Source organism: Marivivens donghaensis (assembly GCF_030410045.1).
GTDB classification, from domain to species: Bacteria; Pseudomonadota; Alphaproteobacteria; order Rhodobacterales; family Rhodobacteraceae; genus Marivivens; species Marivivens donghaensis.
On the sequence record NZ_JAUFRA010000006.1, the window covers coordinates 50,537 to 66,290 of the forward strand.

Here is a 15,754-nt window from a genome sequence, read left to right on the forward strand (position 1 = left end):
GAGAAATAACATGAGCCATCTGCTCGACCGCTTGAACTTTCTTCAGTCCAAAGAACTGGAACAGTTTTCGAACGGCCACGGACTGGTCACGCGCGAAAACCGTGACTGGGAAGACACTTACAGGAACCGCTGGCGCCACGATAAAATTGTTCGCTCTACGCATGGCGTAAACTGCACGGGCTCGTGTTCTTGGAAGATCTACGTGAAGTCGGGGATCGTGACCTGGGAAACCCAGCAGACTGACTATCCGCGTACACGTCCTGACCTTCCGAACCACGAACCGCGCGGCTGTGCCCGTGGTGCGTCATATAGCTGGTATCTCTATTCAGCTAACCGGGTTAAAAATCCACTGGTCCGTGGTCGCCTAATGAAGGTCTGGCGCAAAATGCGCGAGACAAAATCGCCGATTGAGGCATGGACCGCGATCCAAAATGACCCGATCCTTCGTCAAAGTTATGTCGAAAACCGCGGAAAGGGCGGTTTTGTGCGGGCTTCATGGGATGAATCCACAGAGATCGTTGCAGCCGCTAATGCCTATACAGCTAAAACTTACGGCCCCGACCGAGTGTTTGGTTTTTCGCCAATCCCGGCGATGTCTATGGTGTCTTACGCTGCGGGCTCTCGTTACCTGAGCCTTCTAGGTGGCGTATGTATGTCGTTCTATGATTGGTACTGTGACCTTCCTCCTGCATCTCCGATGACATGGGGTGAACAAACTGATGTTCCGGAATCTGCCGACTGGTATAATTCGGGATACCTTCTGCTTTGGGGGTCAAACGTTCCGCAAACACGTACACCAGACGCGCACTTCTATACTGAGGTCCGCTATAAGGGTACGAAGTCCGCTGTAATATGCCCTGACTATTCTGAGGCCGCTAAATTCGGTGATGTTTGGCTTAACGCTAAACAGGGGACCGACGCAGCGCTCGCCATGGCATTCGGCCATGTGATCCTCCGTGAATTCCACCTCGACCGTCAGGCGGATTATTTCGAGGAATACACCCGGAAATACTCCGATTTTCCGATGCTAGTGAAGTTGGAAGAAAAGAATGGAAAATGGGTTCCTGGTCGTTTCCTGCGCGCCGATGATCTAGATGGAAAACTGGGCGAAAATAATAATCCAGAATGGAAAACCGTAGCGATTGATGAGAAATCTGACAGGCTTGTCGCTCCGAATGGATCGATCGGCTATCGCTGGGGGGAAGACGGTGAGTGGAACCTTGAAGAAAAGGCCGCCGAGACTGACACACACCTCAAGATGTCTCTGGTCCTTGAGGAAGATCACGACAGTGTTGTTGGCGTTGATTTTCCATACTTTGGAGGCGATGCGACTGCTCAATTTAAAACTGATGCAGATCATCCCGACGTTCTGACACGTAATATTCCAGTCAAGACAATCAGAACCTCTCAAGGAGAAGTCAAGGTCGCAACCGTGTTCGACTTGTTCTGTGCCAACTATGGACTGGATCGCGGTTTGGGGGGCGACTGGGTCACTTCAGATTATACTGATGATATGCCTGGGACACCTGCTTGGGCAGAAAAAATCACCGGTGTTTCGGCAGACAAAATTATCCATGTCGCGCGTGAATTCGCACAAAATGCCGAGGATACCCAGGGCAAGTCGATGATCATCATCGGCGCTGCGATGAACCACTGGTACCACATGGACATGAACTACCGTGGTGTCATTAATATGCTAGTGATGTGCGGTTGCGTGGGGCAGTCTGGCGGGGGTTGGGCGCACTATGTAGGTCAAGAAAAGCTCCGACCGCAAACTGGCTGGCAGCCATTGGCGTTCGCTCTCGACTGGTCACGTCCGCCGCGTCATATGAATTCTACCTCCGCGTGGTATGCCCACACAGACCAGTGGCGTTATGAAACGCTGCGAGCTGATGAAATTTTGTCACCGACTGCGCCAGAAGGTGATTGGGATGTGTCGATGATCGACTACAACATCCGTGCTGAACGGATGGGGTGGCTTCCTTCGGCTCCTCAATTGAAAACCAACCCACTTGAAGTCTCCAAAGCTGCCAAAGCCGCTGGCAAAGACATTCCCACTTATGTTGCCGAACAGCTTAAGTCCGGCGAATTGGAAATGTCATGCGAAGATCCCGACGCGCCAGAAAACTGGCCGCGTAACCTGTTTGTCTGGCGGTCGAACCTACTCGGTTCGTCGGGTAAAGGGCACGAGTATTTCCTCAAACACCTGCTGGGCACCGACAACGGCGTTATGGGCAAGGATCTGGGCGAAGAGAGTCGTCAGCTTCCGAAAGAAGCAAAATGGCATGACGAGAGCCCGAAGGGTAAACTTGACCTGCTGGTGACCATTGATTTCCGTATGTCCACCACTTGTGTCTATTCCGACATCGTACTGCCGACCGCGTCTTGGTACGAAAAGGACGACATGAATACCTCGGACATGCACCCGTTCATCCACCCGCTTCAGGCGGCGGTTGATCCAGCTTACGAGAGCAAAAGCGACTGGGAAATCTTTAAATCCATCGCCAAGAAGTTCTCAGAAGTTGCTCCGGAAATTCTGGGAACTGAGATCGACATCGTCGCACTTCCAATCCTCCACGACACTCCTGCTGAGATTGCGCAGGATCAGGTGAAAGATTGGAAGAAAAGCGAATGTGATCTGATCCCTGGTAAAACCGCACCAAACTATATCGCGGTCGAACGGGATTATGCCGCGCTCTATGACCGGTTCACGGCGCTTGGCCCGCTACTAGATAAACTCGGCAACGGCGGAAAAGGCATCGGTTGGGACACTCAGGACGAGGTCGACGCGCTGGGTGCACTGAACGGTATCCGTCACGAGGGTCATGCCGAAGGTCGTCCGATCATTGAAACCGCGATCGACGCGGCCGAGGTGATCCTGATGCTCGCCCCCGAAACCAATGGTGAAGTTGCCGTCAAAGCATGGGAAGCCCTGTCCAAGGCTACAGGGCGCGAACATGCTCACCTTGCCGAAGGCGAACATCACAACAAAATCCGGTTCCGCGATATCGCGGCCCAACCGCGCAAGATCATCTCGTCTCCGACTTGGTCGGGTATTGAGAGCGAAAAGGTCAGCTACAACGCGGGTTACACCAACGTGCACGAACTGATCCCGTGGCGCACGCTGACTGGCCGTCAGCAGCTCTATCAGGACCACCTGTGGATGCGGGCATTCGGCGAAGGGTTCATGTCTTACCGCCCTCCGGTCGACCTGAAAACGATCACCAAGGACGTGCAGGATGACGGCGATAACCTCGTTCTGAACTTTATTACCCCGCACCAGAAATGGGGCATCCACTCGACTTATTCTGATAACCTGCTGATGCTCACGCTGAACCGTGGCGGGCCGGTGATCTGGATTTCCGAGAATGACGCCAAATCGGCGGGGATAGTCGATAACGACTGGGTCGAACTCTATAACTCCAACGGCGCCCTGACGGCGCGGGCGGTTGTGTCCCAGCGGATCAAGGACGGCACCACGTTCATGTATCACGCTCAGGAAAAGATCGTGAACACGCCCGGTTCGGAAAAGACCGGCCATCGCGGCGGGATCCACAACTCTGTCACCAGAACCGTGCTGAAACCAACCCACATGATCGGCGGTTATGCGCAGCAATCTTACGGCTTCAACTACTACGGAACCGTCGGGGCCAACCGTGACGAATTCGTCGTCGTGCGGAAAATGAAAAAGATCGACTGGCTCGATCAGGAAGCGACCGAGAAGGAGGCAAACCAATGAAGGTGCGCGCACAAATCGGCATGGTGCTGAACCTTGATAAATGTATCGGGTGCCACACCTGTTCCGTCACGTGTAAGAACGTCTGGACGAGCCGCGACGGCGTTGAATACGCTTGGTTCAACAACGTCGAAACCAAACCAGGCACCGGCTATCCGACCGACTGGGAAAACCAGAAACGTTGGAACGGCGGCTGGGAGCGGACCCGCTCGGGCAAACTCCAACCGAAACAGGGGGCCAAGTGGCGTATTCTGGCGAATATTTTCGCCAACCCCGATCTGCCGGAAATCGACGATTACTATGAACCGTTTGACTTCGACCACGATCACCTGAAATCCGCGCCGGAGATGAAGGCGTTTCCGACCGCGCGTCCGTACTCGAAGATAACCGGCGAACGGATCGAAAAAATTGAGAAAGGCCCGAACTGGGAAGAAATCCTTGGCGGTGAATTTGCCAAGCGGTCGCAGGATTATAACTTCGACGGCATCCAGAAGGACATCTACGGGGAATACGAGAATACATTCATGATGTATCTCCCCCGTTTGTGCGAACACTGCCTCAATCCGGCCTGTGCTGCATCGTGCCCCTCTGGTGCGATCTACAAACGCGAAGAAGACGGGATTGTCCTCATCGATCAGGAAAAATGCCGTGGCTGGCGGATGTGCGTATCGGGCTGCCCGTATAAAAAGGTCTATTACAACTGGTCGACCGGTAAGTCCGAGAAATGCACGCTCTGCTATCCGCGGATCGAATCCGGCAACCCGACAGTATGTTCGGAAACCTGTGTGGGCCGTATCCGCTATCTGGGCGTCATGCTCTATGATGCGGACAAGATTAGCGAGGCAGCCGCCGCCGATCAAGCGACCGATCTCTATGATGCACAGTTGGGTGTGTTCCTTGACCCGAACGATCCCGAAGTGATCGCCGCTGCAAAACGCGATGGTGTGCCGCAGGACTGGATCAAATCTGCTCAGGAAAGCCCGATCTGGAAAATGGCGATGGAGTGGAAGGTCGCTTTCCCGCTGCACCCCGAATACCGGACGCTGCCGATGGTGTGGTATATCCCGCCGCTCAGCCCGATCCAGAACGCCGCTGAGGCGGGTGCGATTGCGTCGAACAACGGTATGCCGGATGTCCGCAATCTGCGTATCCCGTTGCGCTATCTGGCCAACATGCTGACCGCAGGGGACGAGGCGCCGGTCGTTACAGCTCTGGAACGGATGCTGGCGATGCGGTCCTACATGCGGATCAAATCGGTTGAGGGTGTGATTGACGAAGGTATTGCCCAGCGCGTTGGCCTTACTAGACGGACTATAGAGGACATGTATAAAATCATGGCCCTCGCCGACTACGAGGACCGGTTTGTCATCCCGACAACCCACCGCGAACAGGTCGAAGAGGCCTATGACCTCAAAACCGGCTGCGGCTTTACCGACACCAACGGCTGTTCGACGGGCATCTCCAAAGGCTCGCTTTTTGGCGGCTCCAAACGACCGCTGAAAATGCCACAGGAGGTGCTATGATGGAACTCCGTGATCGCACTCTAAAAGCGTTGTCTCTTCTTCTGAGTTACCCGACACGCGAACTGCAATCGGCCATGCCGGAAATCGGGGGTGTTCTCGCCTCCGAAACCCGCCTGACCGCTGCGGCCCGTCGTGATCTGCGTCCGCTGGTCGAGGAACTCTCCACGCGGGACATCTACGACATCGAAGAGCAATATGTGATGCTCTTTGACCGGTCGCGCACGCTGTCGCTCAACCTCTTTGAACACGTTCATGGCGAAAGCCGCGACCGTGGTGGCGCGATGGTGTCACTAATCGAAACTTATCGCGATGCCGGTTTTGAACCAGACACATCAGAACTCCCAGATCACCTTCCTGTTTTGCTCGAATTCCTGGCCACTCGTTTCCCTTCGGAGGCTCAGGAAATACTGGCGGACGCGGCGCATATTTTCGAGGCCCTTAGCGCCCGGCTTGTCCGGCGCGAGAGCCCCTATAGCGCCGTGTTCGCCGCTCTTTTACAGCTCGCAGGTGTCGCCGCGGATCAAGAGGCGGTGGCCGAAATGCTCGACCAGCCCGACGATGATCCGAACGATCTGGAGGCGCTGGATAAGGTCTGGGAAGAGTCCGAAGTTCGTTTCGGTCCTGATCCAAACGCCGGTTGCCCGCAAGTGCGTGACATGCTCGCACGGATGGATGAACCCGTAAACTCCGCGCCCAATGTCGCGGCTGAGTAACGGAGGCTCAGATGCATAATTTCCTTTTCGGTATATACCCTTACATCTCGCTTTCGGTTCTGCTTGTAGGGTCAATTGCGCGCTACGAACGTGACCCGTTCACATGGAAAACCTCGTCTTCGCAATTGCTGCGGCGCAAACAACTGGTGATCGGGTCCATCCTGTTCCACTTGGGCGTTTTGGTAATTTTTGCTGGTCACCTTGTTGGTCTGTTAACTCCGATCCAGATATTTGATGCGCTGGGCGTAAGCCATGGGGCGAAACAGACCCTAGCCGTCGTGGCAGGTGGCATCGCTGGTGTGTCGGCCCTGTTCGGCGGGGGGATGCTGTTCCATCGCCGCTGGACCGATCCGCGCATCCGCAAAACGTCTAGCTTTGCCGATATTGCGATCCTTGCAATGCTTCTGGCGCAACTCGTGCTGGGCTTAGGGACGATCTTTGTATCGCTCCAGCACCTCGATGGGCATGAAATGACCAAATTCATGGCTTGGGCGCAGGGTATCTTTACCTTCCAAGCAGGTGCAGCAGATCATATCGCCGATGTGGCGCTTGTGTTCAAACTTCACCTGTTCCTTGGTCTGACGATCCTCTTGGTGTTCCCGTTTACGCGGCTTGTTCACATGCTGTCGGTTCCGGTGCGCTACTTTGTTCGTCCGGGATATCAGATCGTGCGCTCGCGCCGGTCGGCACCTCGTACGCCAGCGGAGTAGGTGGGATGGGAACTGCACTTTTTCCCGATCTGATAGTCAATGGTGAAACTGTCCCGCACGCGGTTGTTGCCGCCGAGGTCCAGAACCATGATGCCCCCGCCGGAAAACCGGGCATCGCATGGCGCAAGGCCGCCCGGGCGGTAGCCATCCGCACCTTGCTGCTGCAAGAGGCACGAGCGCGCGGGCTAATCGCCGAACCTTTAGAGGTCGCGCCGGACAAGTTCGAAACCGAAGAGGAGGCCCTGATACGGGGCCTTCTCGATACGGAAGTTGAGGTCGCGCCGATTTCAGAGGCTGCGATCCGTGCCGAATTTGACCGTGATCCGGATCGGTTCCGCGCACCGCCGCTGTGGGAGGTCTCCCATATCCTCATTGCGTGCGATCCGGCAGACAAAACCGCCGTGGGAAAGGCCAAACTCCACGCAGAGGACCTGACCGCCAAAGTGCTAAAGTCACCCGAGAGCTTTGCGCGTCTGGCCGAGGAAAACAGCGATTGCGGATCGCGGAGCAACGGTGGTGCCCTCGGCCAAATGGGGCAGGGCGACACGGTTCCCGAATTCGAAGCGGTCTTGCGTCACCTGCGCGAAGGCGAGACGACCAAGGCGCCGGTCCAGAGCCGGTTCGGTTGGCATATCATCCGCATGGATGCCGTCGCTGCGGGTAAAGTTCTACCTTTTGAGACCGTTCGTCAAAAGATCACCGATGCAATAGAAAAAGCAGCTTGGTCCTCTCAGGCCCGTGCCTTAGTTCAAGTTCTAGCTCAAAAAGCGACAATCAGCGGAGCTGACCTTAGTTCGACGATCGACGCGAGCTAGATCATGTCCTCTTTCAATATGAATACTCAGTATGATGGTGTTCGATTTCAAGTTGGTTTGGTTCGGTTGATAAACCTGCGTGGTCTCTACACAATGGTGAGCGGCCTTGCTTTTCATAGTTTGAGCCATAATCGCATCCATGGCTACAAACCGAATAAGATTGCTGAAGGGGGGCGATATGCTTTCTGAGCTTCTAAAAAGAAATGTGGCATGGTCGACGCTTCGCAATTCAAATGAACCGAACTATTTTTCACGCCTGGCAACTCAGCAGGCGCCAGAATTCTTTTGGATTGGATGTTCTGACAGTCGTGTTCCTGCCAATGTGGTTGCGGGATTAGATCCTGGTGAAGTTTTCGTACATCGAAATGTAGCCAATGTGGTCCACAGTTCAGACATGAACCTTTTGACTGCTTTGGAATTCGCAGTTGAAGCACTAGAAATCCGCGAAATTATCGTTTGCGGCCATTATGGATGTGGCGGAGTGCGTGCGGCGACAGAAGATCTTCCACATGGATTGGTAGATCACTGGCTGGAGCCCATTCGACGCTTGTCTCGTTCTTATGCTGTGGATCTCGCACATGCTCCAGACAAGGAAACCTACAGAGATCGTTTGGCGGAATTAAATGTGATTGAGGGTGTACGGCGTGTGTCTGAAACACCAATTTTACAACGTGCTTGGAAGCACGGAACAGAAATACGCGTACATGGCCTAATCTATAGCCTTAGGGATGGATTGCTACGAGATCTAAATTGCACAATCGACGAATCGCATTCCAGATTAGAGGCCGCGGAATGAATGTTGTTGAACGGCGTGACCTATCGGGATGTGGGTGTGAAGCGCATGACATGAAACGGGGCCTGATTTCTATTGATCACGCGTTGCATCTCATTTCTGAAGCCGCTTTTCCTTCTTTCGGAAATGATGTGGTTCCGTTGGATATGTCTGTTGGGAGGGTCTTGTCGCGGCCTGAGTTTGCCCTCACGTCTAATCCCCCTTTTGATAATTCTGCCATGGATGGATACGCCATTGATACTTCCAGTTTGGTTGGGGAAGGACCGTGGTGTTTAGAGGTTAAAGGTCGAGTTTCTGCGGGGCAATCTCTGGGTTGCGACCAAGGCGGTGCCGTTCGCGTCTTCACAGGCGCACCTATGCCCAGCTGGGCAAACGCGGTCATCATGCAAGAAAACGTTGAGCGACTTGGGGACACCATCTGCTTTTCGGCTCGACCATTGCCTGGATTAAACGTTCGGCGCCGAGGCGAAGACATTCGGAAGGGAGATTTAATTCTCTCCGAAGGACTGAGGATTAGTCCTAAAGATGTTGCAGCACTAGCTGCTGCAGGGATTGGTGAAGTTGTTGTCAAAAAGCCCATTCGTGTGGCGCTTCTGGTTACAGGAGATGAGGTTCAATCGGCAAACCACGTGTCCAGCGACGCGCATATTTGTGACGTAAATTCTCCGATGCTTCGTGCCGTTATATCGCGCCCATCCGCGCACATAACCCACGTGACATTTGCAGAGGATGATAGACAAGCCCTTGCGGCCCAAATCGCTCGTCTTTCGAAACTAGTGGATCTAATCGTTACCACGGGCGGATTATCTGTTGGTGAAGCTGATTTTGTAAAGCCGGCGCTTCTCGATGCCGGAGGACTGATCTACTTCAGTGGAGTTGCTATCAAACCTGGAAAACCAGTTTCATTTGGCCGCGTCGGCGATGCTCTTTGGCTTGGGTTGCCAGGAAACCCAGTGGCGGCCCTCGTAACCTGGACGATTTTTGGCGAGAAACTGTTCGCAAGCCTTGCCGGTTCGCATCGAGGAACCAAGCTGCGAAATGTTGTTTTGCTTGATCCAGTGCAAAATCGTGGAGGACGATGTGAATTACGTCTCGCCCGATTGGGTGACTTTGACGAAACAGGACGTGAAGTTGTGACTTGTCCTGCGGCTACGCACTCGGCCCGCGTTGCAGGTTTGATCGATGCAGATGGGCTGATTTTAATTCCAGCAGAAACGGATTCCATTCCCCGAGGGGGGCTTGTCGAATTTCTTCCTTTCGCTGTGAACAACTAAGAGGAACTTCAATGCATCTTGCTTATACAATGGCTCCCGGACGAGGTGATACTGACTTCATCCTCGAGCAAGTTTCTAGTGCACTCATCGGACGCGGTTTGCGACTTTGTGGAACAGTACAGATCAACACTGAACGAAAAACAGATGGTCCGTGTGACATGGATGTGAAAGTCCTACCAACTGGTCCTATTGTTAGGATTTCTCAAACGTTAGGCCCTGGATCACGAGGATGCCGTTTGAACCCTGAAGCACTAGAAGAAGCCGTGGGCAAAGTTCAGGCTCGCTTGGCAAGAGGCGCTGATCTTCTGATCATCAATAAATTCGGGAAACATGAAGCTGAGGGGAGGGGCTTTCGAGAAGTTATAGCAACGGCAATAGACCTCAACATACCGGTAGTTGTTGGCATTAACGGTCTCAATCGTGATGCATTTCTCGAGTTTTCAGGTGGTTTAGCGGAAGAAATCGCGCCCAAAACAGAAGAGATTCTTAGTTGGATTGAGGGGGCTTCGGTCGCCGTATCTGTAGGCTGAGATTACGGTAGATGACACTCAAACCTTGTGGGTTTCCTTGCTGATCACCGGCAAGGGTGACTTCGTGTAGAATGCTTTTTGTAAGCAGTATTCGGTGGATTTTGCGTAACCGCTGCACTTCGCGTGCGAGCATAGTTTTTCTTCAGATTTCTCAGTTTTCACCTGAGCTAAAATGGCTTTCGTTGCAAATCCGCCGCCATTTAACTCCCCTTACAAAAAACGTTTGTAAGCGTGAAATAAGCTGCGTCGGTCCTGCTTTGTTTGCTGGTCAAAACATTTTATTTTGTTTATGTTTTGGCATCACATTTCAGAGGCTGACATGTCCAACACTGCTTCCCCACAACTCCGCCATTATCCAGTAACGCTCTTTGCTATCGGCATGGGGATGCTTGGCCTAACCTTGGCTATTCACGCTGCCGAACTTACCTACCGGACCGAGGCGTACTATTCGGCCTATGCGCTTTGGGTGAGCGTCGCCTTACTGGCGGCCGTCACCCTTGGGTATCTGGCGAAAATCATCCGTCATCCTGATGCGGTAAAAGCCGAGTGGAACCACCCCGTTCGAATCGCTTTTTTCCCAGCGATTTCAATTTCTCTTCTCCTTTTGTCCGCAGCACTGCTCACGGACCACAAGGCCATTGCTGGACCTCTGTGGTGGATCGGAATGGCATTGCAGGGTGTGCTGGCTCTCTCAGTGATTTCGGCGTGGATCGGGCATCGTAGTTTCGCGCCAGTCCACGTCAGCCCCGCATGGTTCATTCCTGCCGTTGGCAACGTAATTGTTCCGCTCGCTGGTGTGCCATTGGGGCACGCAGAACTTTCGTGGCTGTTCTTTTCCGCCGGTGTGATGTTCTGGATCGTATTACTGACGCTGGTGATCAATAGGCTCATGTTCCACGACCCACTGCCAGGTCGCCTTGTGCCAACCCTCGTCATCCTCATTGCGCCGCCATCGGTTGCGTTTATCGCGTGGACGCGGCTGTCTGGCGGCGTCGATTCTTTTGGCCATATTCTGTTGAGCTTGGCTTACGTGTTTGCGCTGATCGTTTTGACCCAAGCGCCGAAATTTATGCGTTTGCCGTTCGCATTGTCGTGGTGGGCTCTCTCGTTCCCGATCGCAGCGCTGTCGACCGCATCGTTCCTCTATGGCCAAGAGCTGCAATCACAGAGCCACATCGTGATCGGCACAGTGCTCCTAGTGCTTTTGCTAACTATCGTCGGGGGATTACTCATGCGCACCGCAATCGCCGTGCGACGTGGTGAAATTTGTCAGCCTGAGTGATGGCGATCCCACGAGGACTCGAACCCCGAACCTGCTGATTAGAAGTCAGCTGCTCTATCCAGTTGAGCTATGGGACCGCTGGATGCTCTTTAACTTTGGCGCGCCATGACGTGCAAGCGAAACTCTAAGGCCGTTTCGGCTTTGGTGACGCAACGGTTAACTGATCTGTCGCAGGCAGCCCTTGTCAATCTTGGGGAAGGTTGGCATTAAAACCGTGTTCTCAGGGCGGGGTGAAATTCCCCACCGGCGGTTAAAGCCCGCGAGCGCCCATCAAAGGTGGGGTCAGCAGATCCGGTGAAATTCCGGGGCCGACGGTTAAAGTCCGGATGAAAGAGAACGTTCGGGGCAGCGCAGCAATGCGTCTGTGTTCGGGCGGCTGCGCCTTGGGACCATTTTGATAAGACAAAGGAATGGTTCCATGACTGACAAACTAAACATTGCCTTCATTAAGGCCCGCTGGCATGCGGAAATCGTCGATCAAGCATTGGTCGGCTTTGAAAAAGGTATGGCTGACGCTGGCCGTGCTGTAGATATCAAATCCTTCGATGTCCCAGGGGCATTCGAAATGCCGCTTCTGGCGAAAAAGCTGGGCGCGTCTGGAAAATACGACGCAATCGTCTGCGCTGCGCTGGTTGTTGACGGTGGCATTTACCGTCACGATTTCGTCGCTTCGGCTGTCGTCGATGGCCTGATGCAAGCGCAGATGGAAACAGGTGTGCCGACGTATTCGGTGTCCCTGACACCACATCACTTCCAGCCGACTGAGGAACACATCGGGTTCTATCATGCACACTTCGTCAAGAAGGGCGAAGAGGCTGCATCGGCTGTACGAATGATCGCTGATCTCAATATCTGATTTTTGAAGAGGGGCCGCCAAAGTGCGGCCCGTTCTACTTTGCTTGGCAAAGACCTTAACCGATTGAGACGGTTGTTTTTCGAAGCCGTAAAGTCTCGTTCGGTCCCATTCTCATCTCATCGCCAACATTTCACAACGCGGCAGTTCCTGCTGCGTCTTCTCCTTTGTTCATGTGGCACGAAACTTGCGACTAATCCCCGCCTGATACCTTCGCATTTTGGCTCTGCGTAGACGGGCCCTATTGGGCACCTGTCGATACGAAAGAGATGCAGTGGTTTGGCATGGAGAAGTAAAGTTTTTGCCCCTTCGACCGTTATCGACACGTGGGCCAAGTAAAATCAGTCCGTTTTGGGCGTGTTGAGGAGAAGAAGTGTACATGTCTGACGTCGAGATTTCTTTGTCAGGAGAACTGTTTCACTCGGATGCGGCTGAACTGCTCGAGTGTCTTAAGGATGCCTTGGACGAAGGTGGATGCATCGTTGATGTGGCTGAGCTGGAAAAGATCGAATTCGGTCCGCTTCAGGTTCTTGTCGCAACAGCTGCAGCGGCACGCGCGCGTCGGATCGGTTTTGAGGTTCGTATGTCACCTGAAAACACCACGGTTCTCAATGCTTTGGCGGCCCATGCGCTCAGCGCTGAAATGATTGCCGGCTCAATGACTGGCGCACAAGAATAACTCGGATATCGATATGACTAAAACTGTACTGACCGTTGATGATAGCCCGTCGATCCGCCGGATGATTGCCCTGACGCTCCGCGAAGCGGGTTATAACGTTCTCGAGGCGTCCGACGGCCAAGACGGTTTGGAAAAAGCAACCAGCTCGCGCGTTGATGCCATCATTACCGATCAGAACATGCCGCGCATGGATGGGATTTCCATGATTAAGGCGTTGCGCCAGCACCCTAACGGTCGCGGCGTGCCGATCGTAGTTCTGTCGACAGATTCCGCCGACACGCTGAAATCTCAAGCTCGCGAAGCGGGCGCATTGGGTTGGATGGTTAAGCCCTTCACCCAAGACAAACTCCTCGCTGTTGTGAAAAAGGTATTGGGCTGATGTCTGATGATCTGATTGCAGTCTTTCAGGAAGAGCTCGTAGAGCTGCTCGAGAGTCTCGAAAGGGGCTTGGTCGATCTTCAGGAGAGCCCTGAAGATGCGGGGCTGATCAATCAGGTCTTCCGTGATCTTCATACCGTTAAGGGAAGCGGCGCGATGTTCGGGTTCACCGATCTTGCGGCGTTTATCCATGACTTTGAAACCGCCTTTGAAAAGGTCCGCGCTGGTGCAGTTCCTGTAACGCCCGAGTTAGTGCGCCTCGGCCTTGCGGCACGTGACCAAATTCCGGGACTGGTCAATGGCGACGCTGATCCAGACGGTGATCGTGTCGCTATTTTGAATGCCTTGCGCGATCTGACATCGGGTGGAGGAGTTGCGGCAGCCGATATCGACGATGAAATCGAGGCCGAAGCGGTCACATCAAACGCGCCCGCGACCCTTCGGTTCAAACTGTCCGAGGATGCCCTCGCGCTGGGCGCACGCCCCGATATTCTGCTGTCGGAGTTGAAAGACCTCGGCGCGACCCAAATCGTTGCCGACCTTTCTGACATTCCAGCATTGGACGATCTGAATGCGGATCAGTGCTATGTCGCGTGGCAGATGCAATTGCCTGCTGGCGTCGCAGAGGGTGATGTCGAAGACGTATTCATGTTCGCGGACGCTGACTGGACGCTGACCGCTACCGAGGTCAACGAGGTTGTCGAGCGTGACGAGATTGATGATCTCCTGTCCGAGGCACCCGCCCTCGACACCCCAGCCCCACAACAGCAAGCGCCCTCTGACAAAGCGCCTGCCGCAACCGAACCTGCCGCCTCTATTCGTGTGCCTGCTGCGCGTCTTGACGCGCTTATGGACTCTGTTGGGGAACTGGTGACCGTTGAGGCGCGTTTGACGGAACTGGCGCGTCACAGCCGTGATCCCGCTCTGCTTTCGACCGCAGAAGAAGTCACCCGCCTTGCTGCACGTCTGCGGGATGCGACGATGACCATGCGCATGGTCCCGATGCGGACTTTGGTGTCGCGCTTCCGCCGTTTGATCCTTGGTCTTTCGTCTGATCTGGGCAAACCCGTGGAATTTGTGGTCGATGGTGAGGATACCGAACTCGACAAAACGGTGATCGAAAAGCTCGCTGATCCGTTGGTGCATATCCTGCGCAATGCCATCGACCACGGTATGGAAGATCCCGCAGCCAGAGCGCAGACGGACAAAGATCATGTTGGGCGGATTGAACTGTCCGCAACTCATGTTGGTGGCGAGGTTCACATCGTTGTTCGCGATGATGGGCGTGGCATGAGCGCCGACAAAATTCGCGCAAAGGCGATCGAGCGCGGCTTGATCACCTCTGAAGCCCAACTGACAGCAGGTCAGGTGTTCGCGCTGGTTCTTGAACCTGGGTTCTCGACCGCCGAAACGATCACAGAACTGTCTGGCCGTGGTGTCGGCATGGATGTTGTCCGCCGCACCATCGAAGGGCTGCGTGGTGTCATCGAAATCGACAGTAAACTGGGTCAAGGAACGACAGTTACTCTGCGCCTCCCACTGACCCTCGCGATCATTGATGGTTTGCTGATTGAGATTGCGGACGAGCGCTACACACTGCCGATGTCGTCAGTAAAAGAGATTTTCGAACTGCCGTTGGACAAACGCATTGCATCTCGCAACGGCGACTACCTCGATATCCGCGGTCAGTTCGTGCCCTTCGTTCGGTTGCGTCATCTGTTTGACTGCGAAGGTGAGCCGCCGACCGAACAGAACGTTGTGGTGGTGGAGTCTGGCGATGCCCGCATGGGGATCGTTGTCGATCGGATTATCGGCACGAACCAAACGGTGATCAAACAGGTCTCTAAACTCCAGCAGGGTGCCCGCGCGATTTCTGGCGCGACCATTCTGGGGGATGGCACTGTTTCTCTGATCGTAGATGTTGCGCAGCTTCTCGCGATGTCGGGGCCATTGATCGAACCTAAGAAAGAGGTGGCCGCATGACACTCGCCGCGTCTCATAAAATCGTAATCACCTTTTCGATCGGCCCTCAACGCCTCGCTATTCCAGCGACCGATCTGCGCGAGATCATCGACCCGCTTCCAACGACCCGCGTTCCAGGTGCAGGTGATTTTGCGCCTTGGGTGGTTAACGTCCGTGGGGCAGTTTTGCCACTGGGCGACCTGCGTTTGCCGTTGGGGATCAACGACCCCAATCCAGCCGAACGCCCCGAGGACGCTCGTCGTTTCCTCGTCCTAGAAGCCGTCATCGGCGGCGAACCAACAACGGTCGCCGTGATGGCTGACATCGTCCACGAAGTCGCGACCATCCCGTCGAAATCCATCGAACCACTACCCGCCACGTCTATGTGGCCCTCTGAATTTGTCGAAGGCCTGTTCAAGGGCCCAGAGGGCGAATTCGTCCTCATCCCCGACCTATCCGCAATCTTTACAGCAATGGCGCAGCGCGCCGCTGTTGCCTAACTTGGG

14 protein-coding genes, 1 tRNA gene and 1 riboswitch are annotated in these 15,754 nt (G+C 54.3%); of the genes, 14 read left to right on the forward strand and 1 reads right to left on the reverse strand.

What is annotated here, in order from left to right:
- Positions 1–10: 10 nt before the first annotated feature.
- From QWY83_RS09780 to QWY83_RS09820, 9 genes are all read left to right on the forward strand, one after another.
- Entirely contained in the window at positions 11–3,739 is a 3,729-nt protein-coding gene (locus QWY83_RS09780; RefSeq protein WP_249946031.1) for a nitrate reductase subunit alpha, read from the forward strand.
- Positions 3,736–5,259, forward strand: coding sequence for a nitrate reductase subunit beta (gene narH / locus QWY83_RS09785; RefSeq protein ID WP_249946030.1), 1,524 nt, complete (start codon positions 3,736–3,738; stop codon positions 5,257–5,259). Before QWY83_RS09780 ends, narH begins: the two co-directional genes overlap by 4 nt.
- Positions 5,256–5,972, forward strand: coding sequence for a nitrate reductase molybdenum cofactor assembly chaperone (gene narJ, locus QWY83_RS09790; RefSeq protein ID WP_435404512.1), 717 nt, complete (start codon positions 5,256–5,258; stop codon positions 5,970–5,972). The genes narH and narJ overlap by 4 nt, the downstream gene beginning before the upstream one ends.
- Before the next feature lie 11 nt (positions 5,973–5,983).
- Positions 5,984–6,682 (forward strand): respiratory nitrate reductase subunit gamma, encoded by a 699-nt coding sequence (gene narI, locus QWY83_RS09795; RefSeq protein ID WP_249946029.1) that lies wholly within the window; start codon positions 5,984–5,986, stop codon positions 6,680–6,682.
- 5 nt (positions 6,683–6,687) lie between these two features.
- Positions 6,688–7,497 (forward strand): peptidylprolyl isomerase, encoded by an 810-nt coding sequence (locus QWY83_RS09800; RefSeq protein WP_249946028.1) that lies wholly within the window; start codon positions 6,688–6,690, stop codon positions 7,495–7,497.
- Between the two features lie 178 nt (positions 7,498–7,675).
- A complete protein-coding gene (locus tag QWY83_RS09805) occupies positions 7,676–8,293 on the forward strand; it encodes a carbonic anhydrase (protein WP_249946027.1) in 618 nt (205 codons plus the stop codon).
- 50 nt (positions 8,294–8,343) lie between these two features.
- Entirely contained in the window at positions 8,344–9,564 is a 1,221-nt protein-coding gene (locus QWY83_RS09810) for a molybdopterin molybdotransferase MoeA (RefSeq protein WP_249946026.1), read from the forward strand.
- 11 nt (positions 9,565–9,575) lie between these two features.
- Positions 9,576–10,094 carry a DUF2478 domain-containing protein gene (locus QWY83_RS09815; protein WP_249946025.1) on the forward strand — a complete coding sequence of 173 codons (519 nt, stop codon included), beginning with the start codon at positions 9,576–9,578 and terminating at the stop codon, positions 10,092–10,094.
- Between the two features lie 319 nt (positions 10,095–10,413).
- On the forward strand, positions 10,414–11,376 hold the full coding sequence (locus QWY83_RS09820; RefSeq protein WP_249946024.1) for an SLAC1 anion channel family protein: 963 nt from the start codon (positions 10,414–10,416) through the stop codon (positions 11,374–11,376).
- On the opposite strand, the gene QWY83_RS09825 is transcribed toward QWY83_RS09820, so the two are convergent.
- Positions 11,377–11,453 (reverse strand) — tRNA-Arg (locus QWY83_RS09825). It lies immediately after the preceding gene.
- Between the two features lie 135 nt (positions 11,454–11,588).
- Positions 11,589–11,718: riboswitch (FMN riboswitch) on the forward strand.
- A gap of 76 nt (positions 11,719–11,794) precedes the next feature.
- Here QWY83_RS09825 and QWY83_RS09830 point away from each other — a divergent pair.
- From QWY83_RS09830 to QWY83_RS09850, 5 genes are all read left to right on the forward strand, one after another.
- Complete coding sequence (locus QWY83_RS09830; protein ID WP_249946023.1) at positions 11,795–12,232, forward strand: 6,7-dimethyl-8-ribityllumazine synthase; 438 nt, start codon at positions 11,795–11,797, stop codon at positions 12,230–12,232.
- A 376-nt stretch (positions 12,233–12,608) separates the two neighbouring features.
- Positions 12,609–12,908: an STAS domain-containing protein gene (locus QWY83_RS09835; RefSeq protein ID WP_249946022.1), complete on the forward strand. Its 300-nt coding sequence runs from the start codon at positions 12,609–12,611 to the stop codon at positions 12,906–12,908.
- A 13-nt stretch (positions 12,909–12,921) separates the two neighbouring features.
- Complete coding sequence (locus QWY83_RS09840) at positions 12,922–13,287, forward strand: response regulator (protein WP_249946021.1); 366 nt, start codon at positions 12,922–12,924, stop codon at positions 13,285–13,287.
- On the forward strand, positions 13,287–15,269 hold the full coding sequence (locus tag QWY83_RS09845) for a chemotaxis protein CheA (RefSeq protein ID WP_249946020.1): 1,983 nt from the start codon (positions 13,287–13,289) through the stop codon (positions 15,267–15,269). Before QWY83_RS09840 ends, QWY83_RS09845 begins: the two co-directional genes overlap by 1 nt.
- Positions 15,266–15,748 (forward strand): chemotaxis protein CheW, encoded by a 483-nt coding sequence (locus tag QWY83_RS09850; protein WP_105235886.1) that lies wholly within the window; start codon positions 15,266–15,268, stop codon positions 15,746–15,748. Before QWY83_RS09845 ends, QWY83_RS09850 begins: the two co-directional genes overlap by 4 nt.
- Positions 15,749–15,754 lie beyond the last annotated feature (6 nt).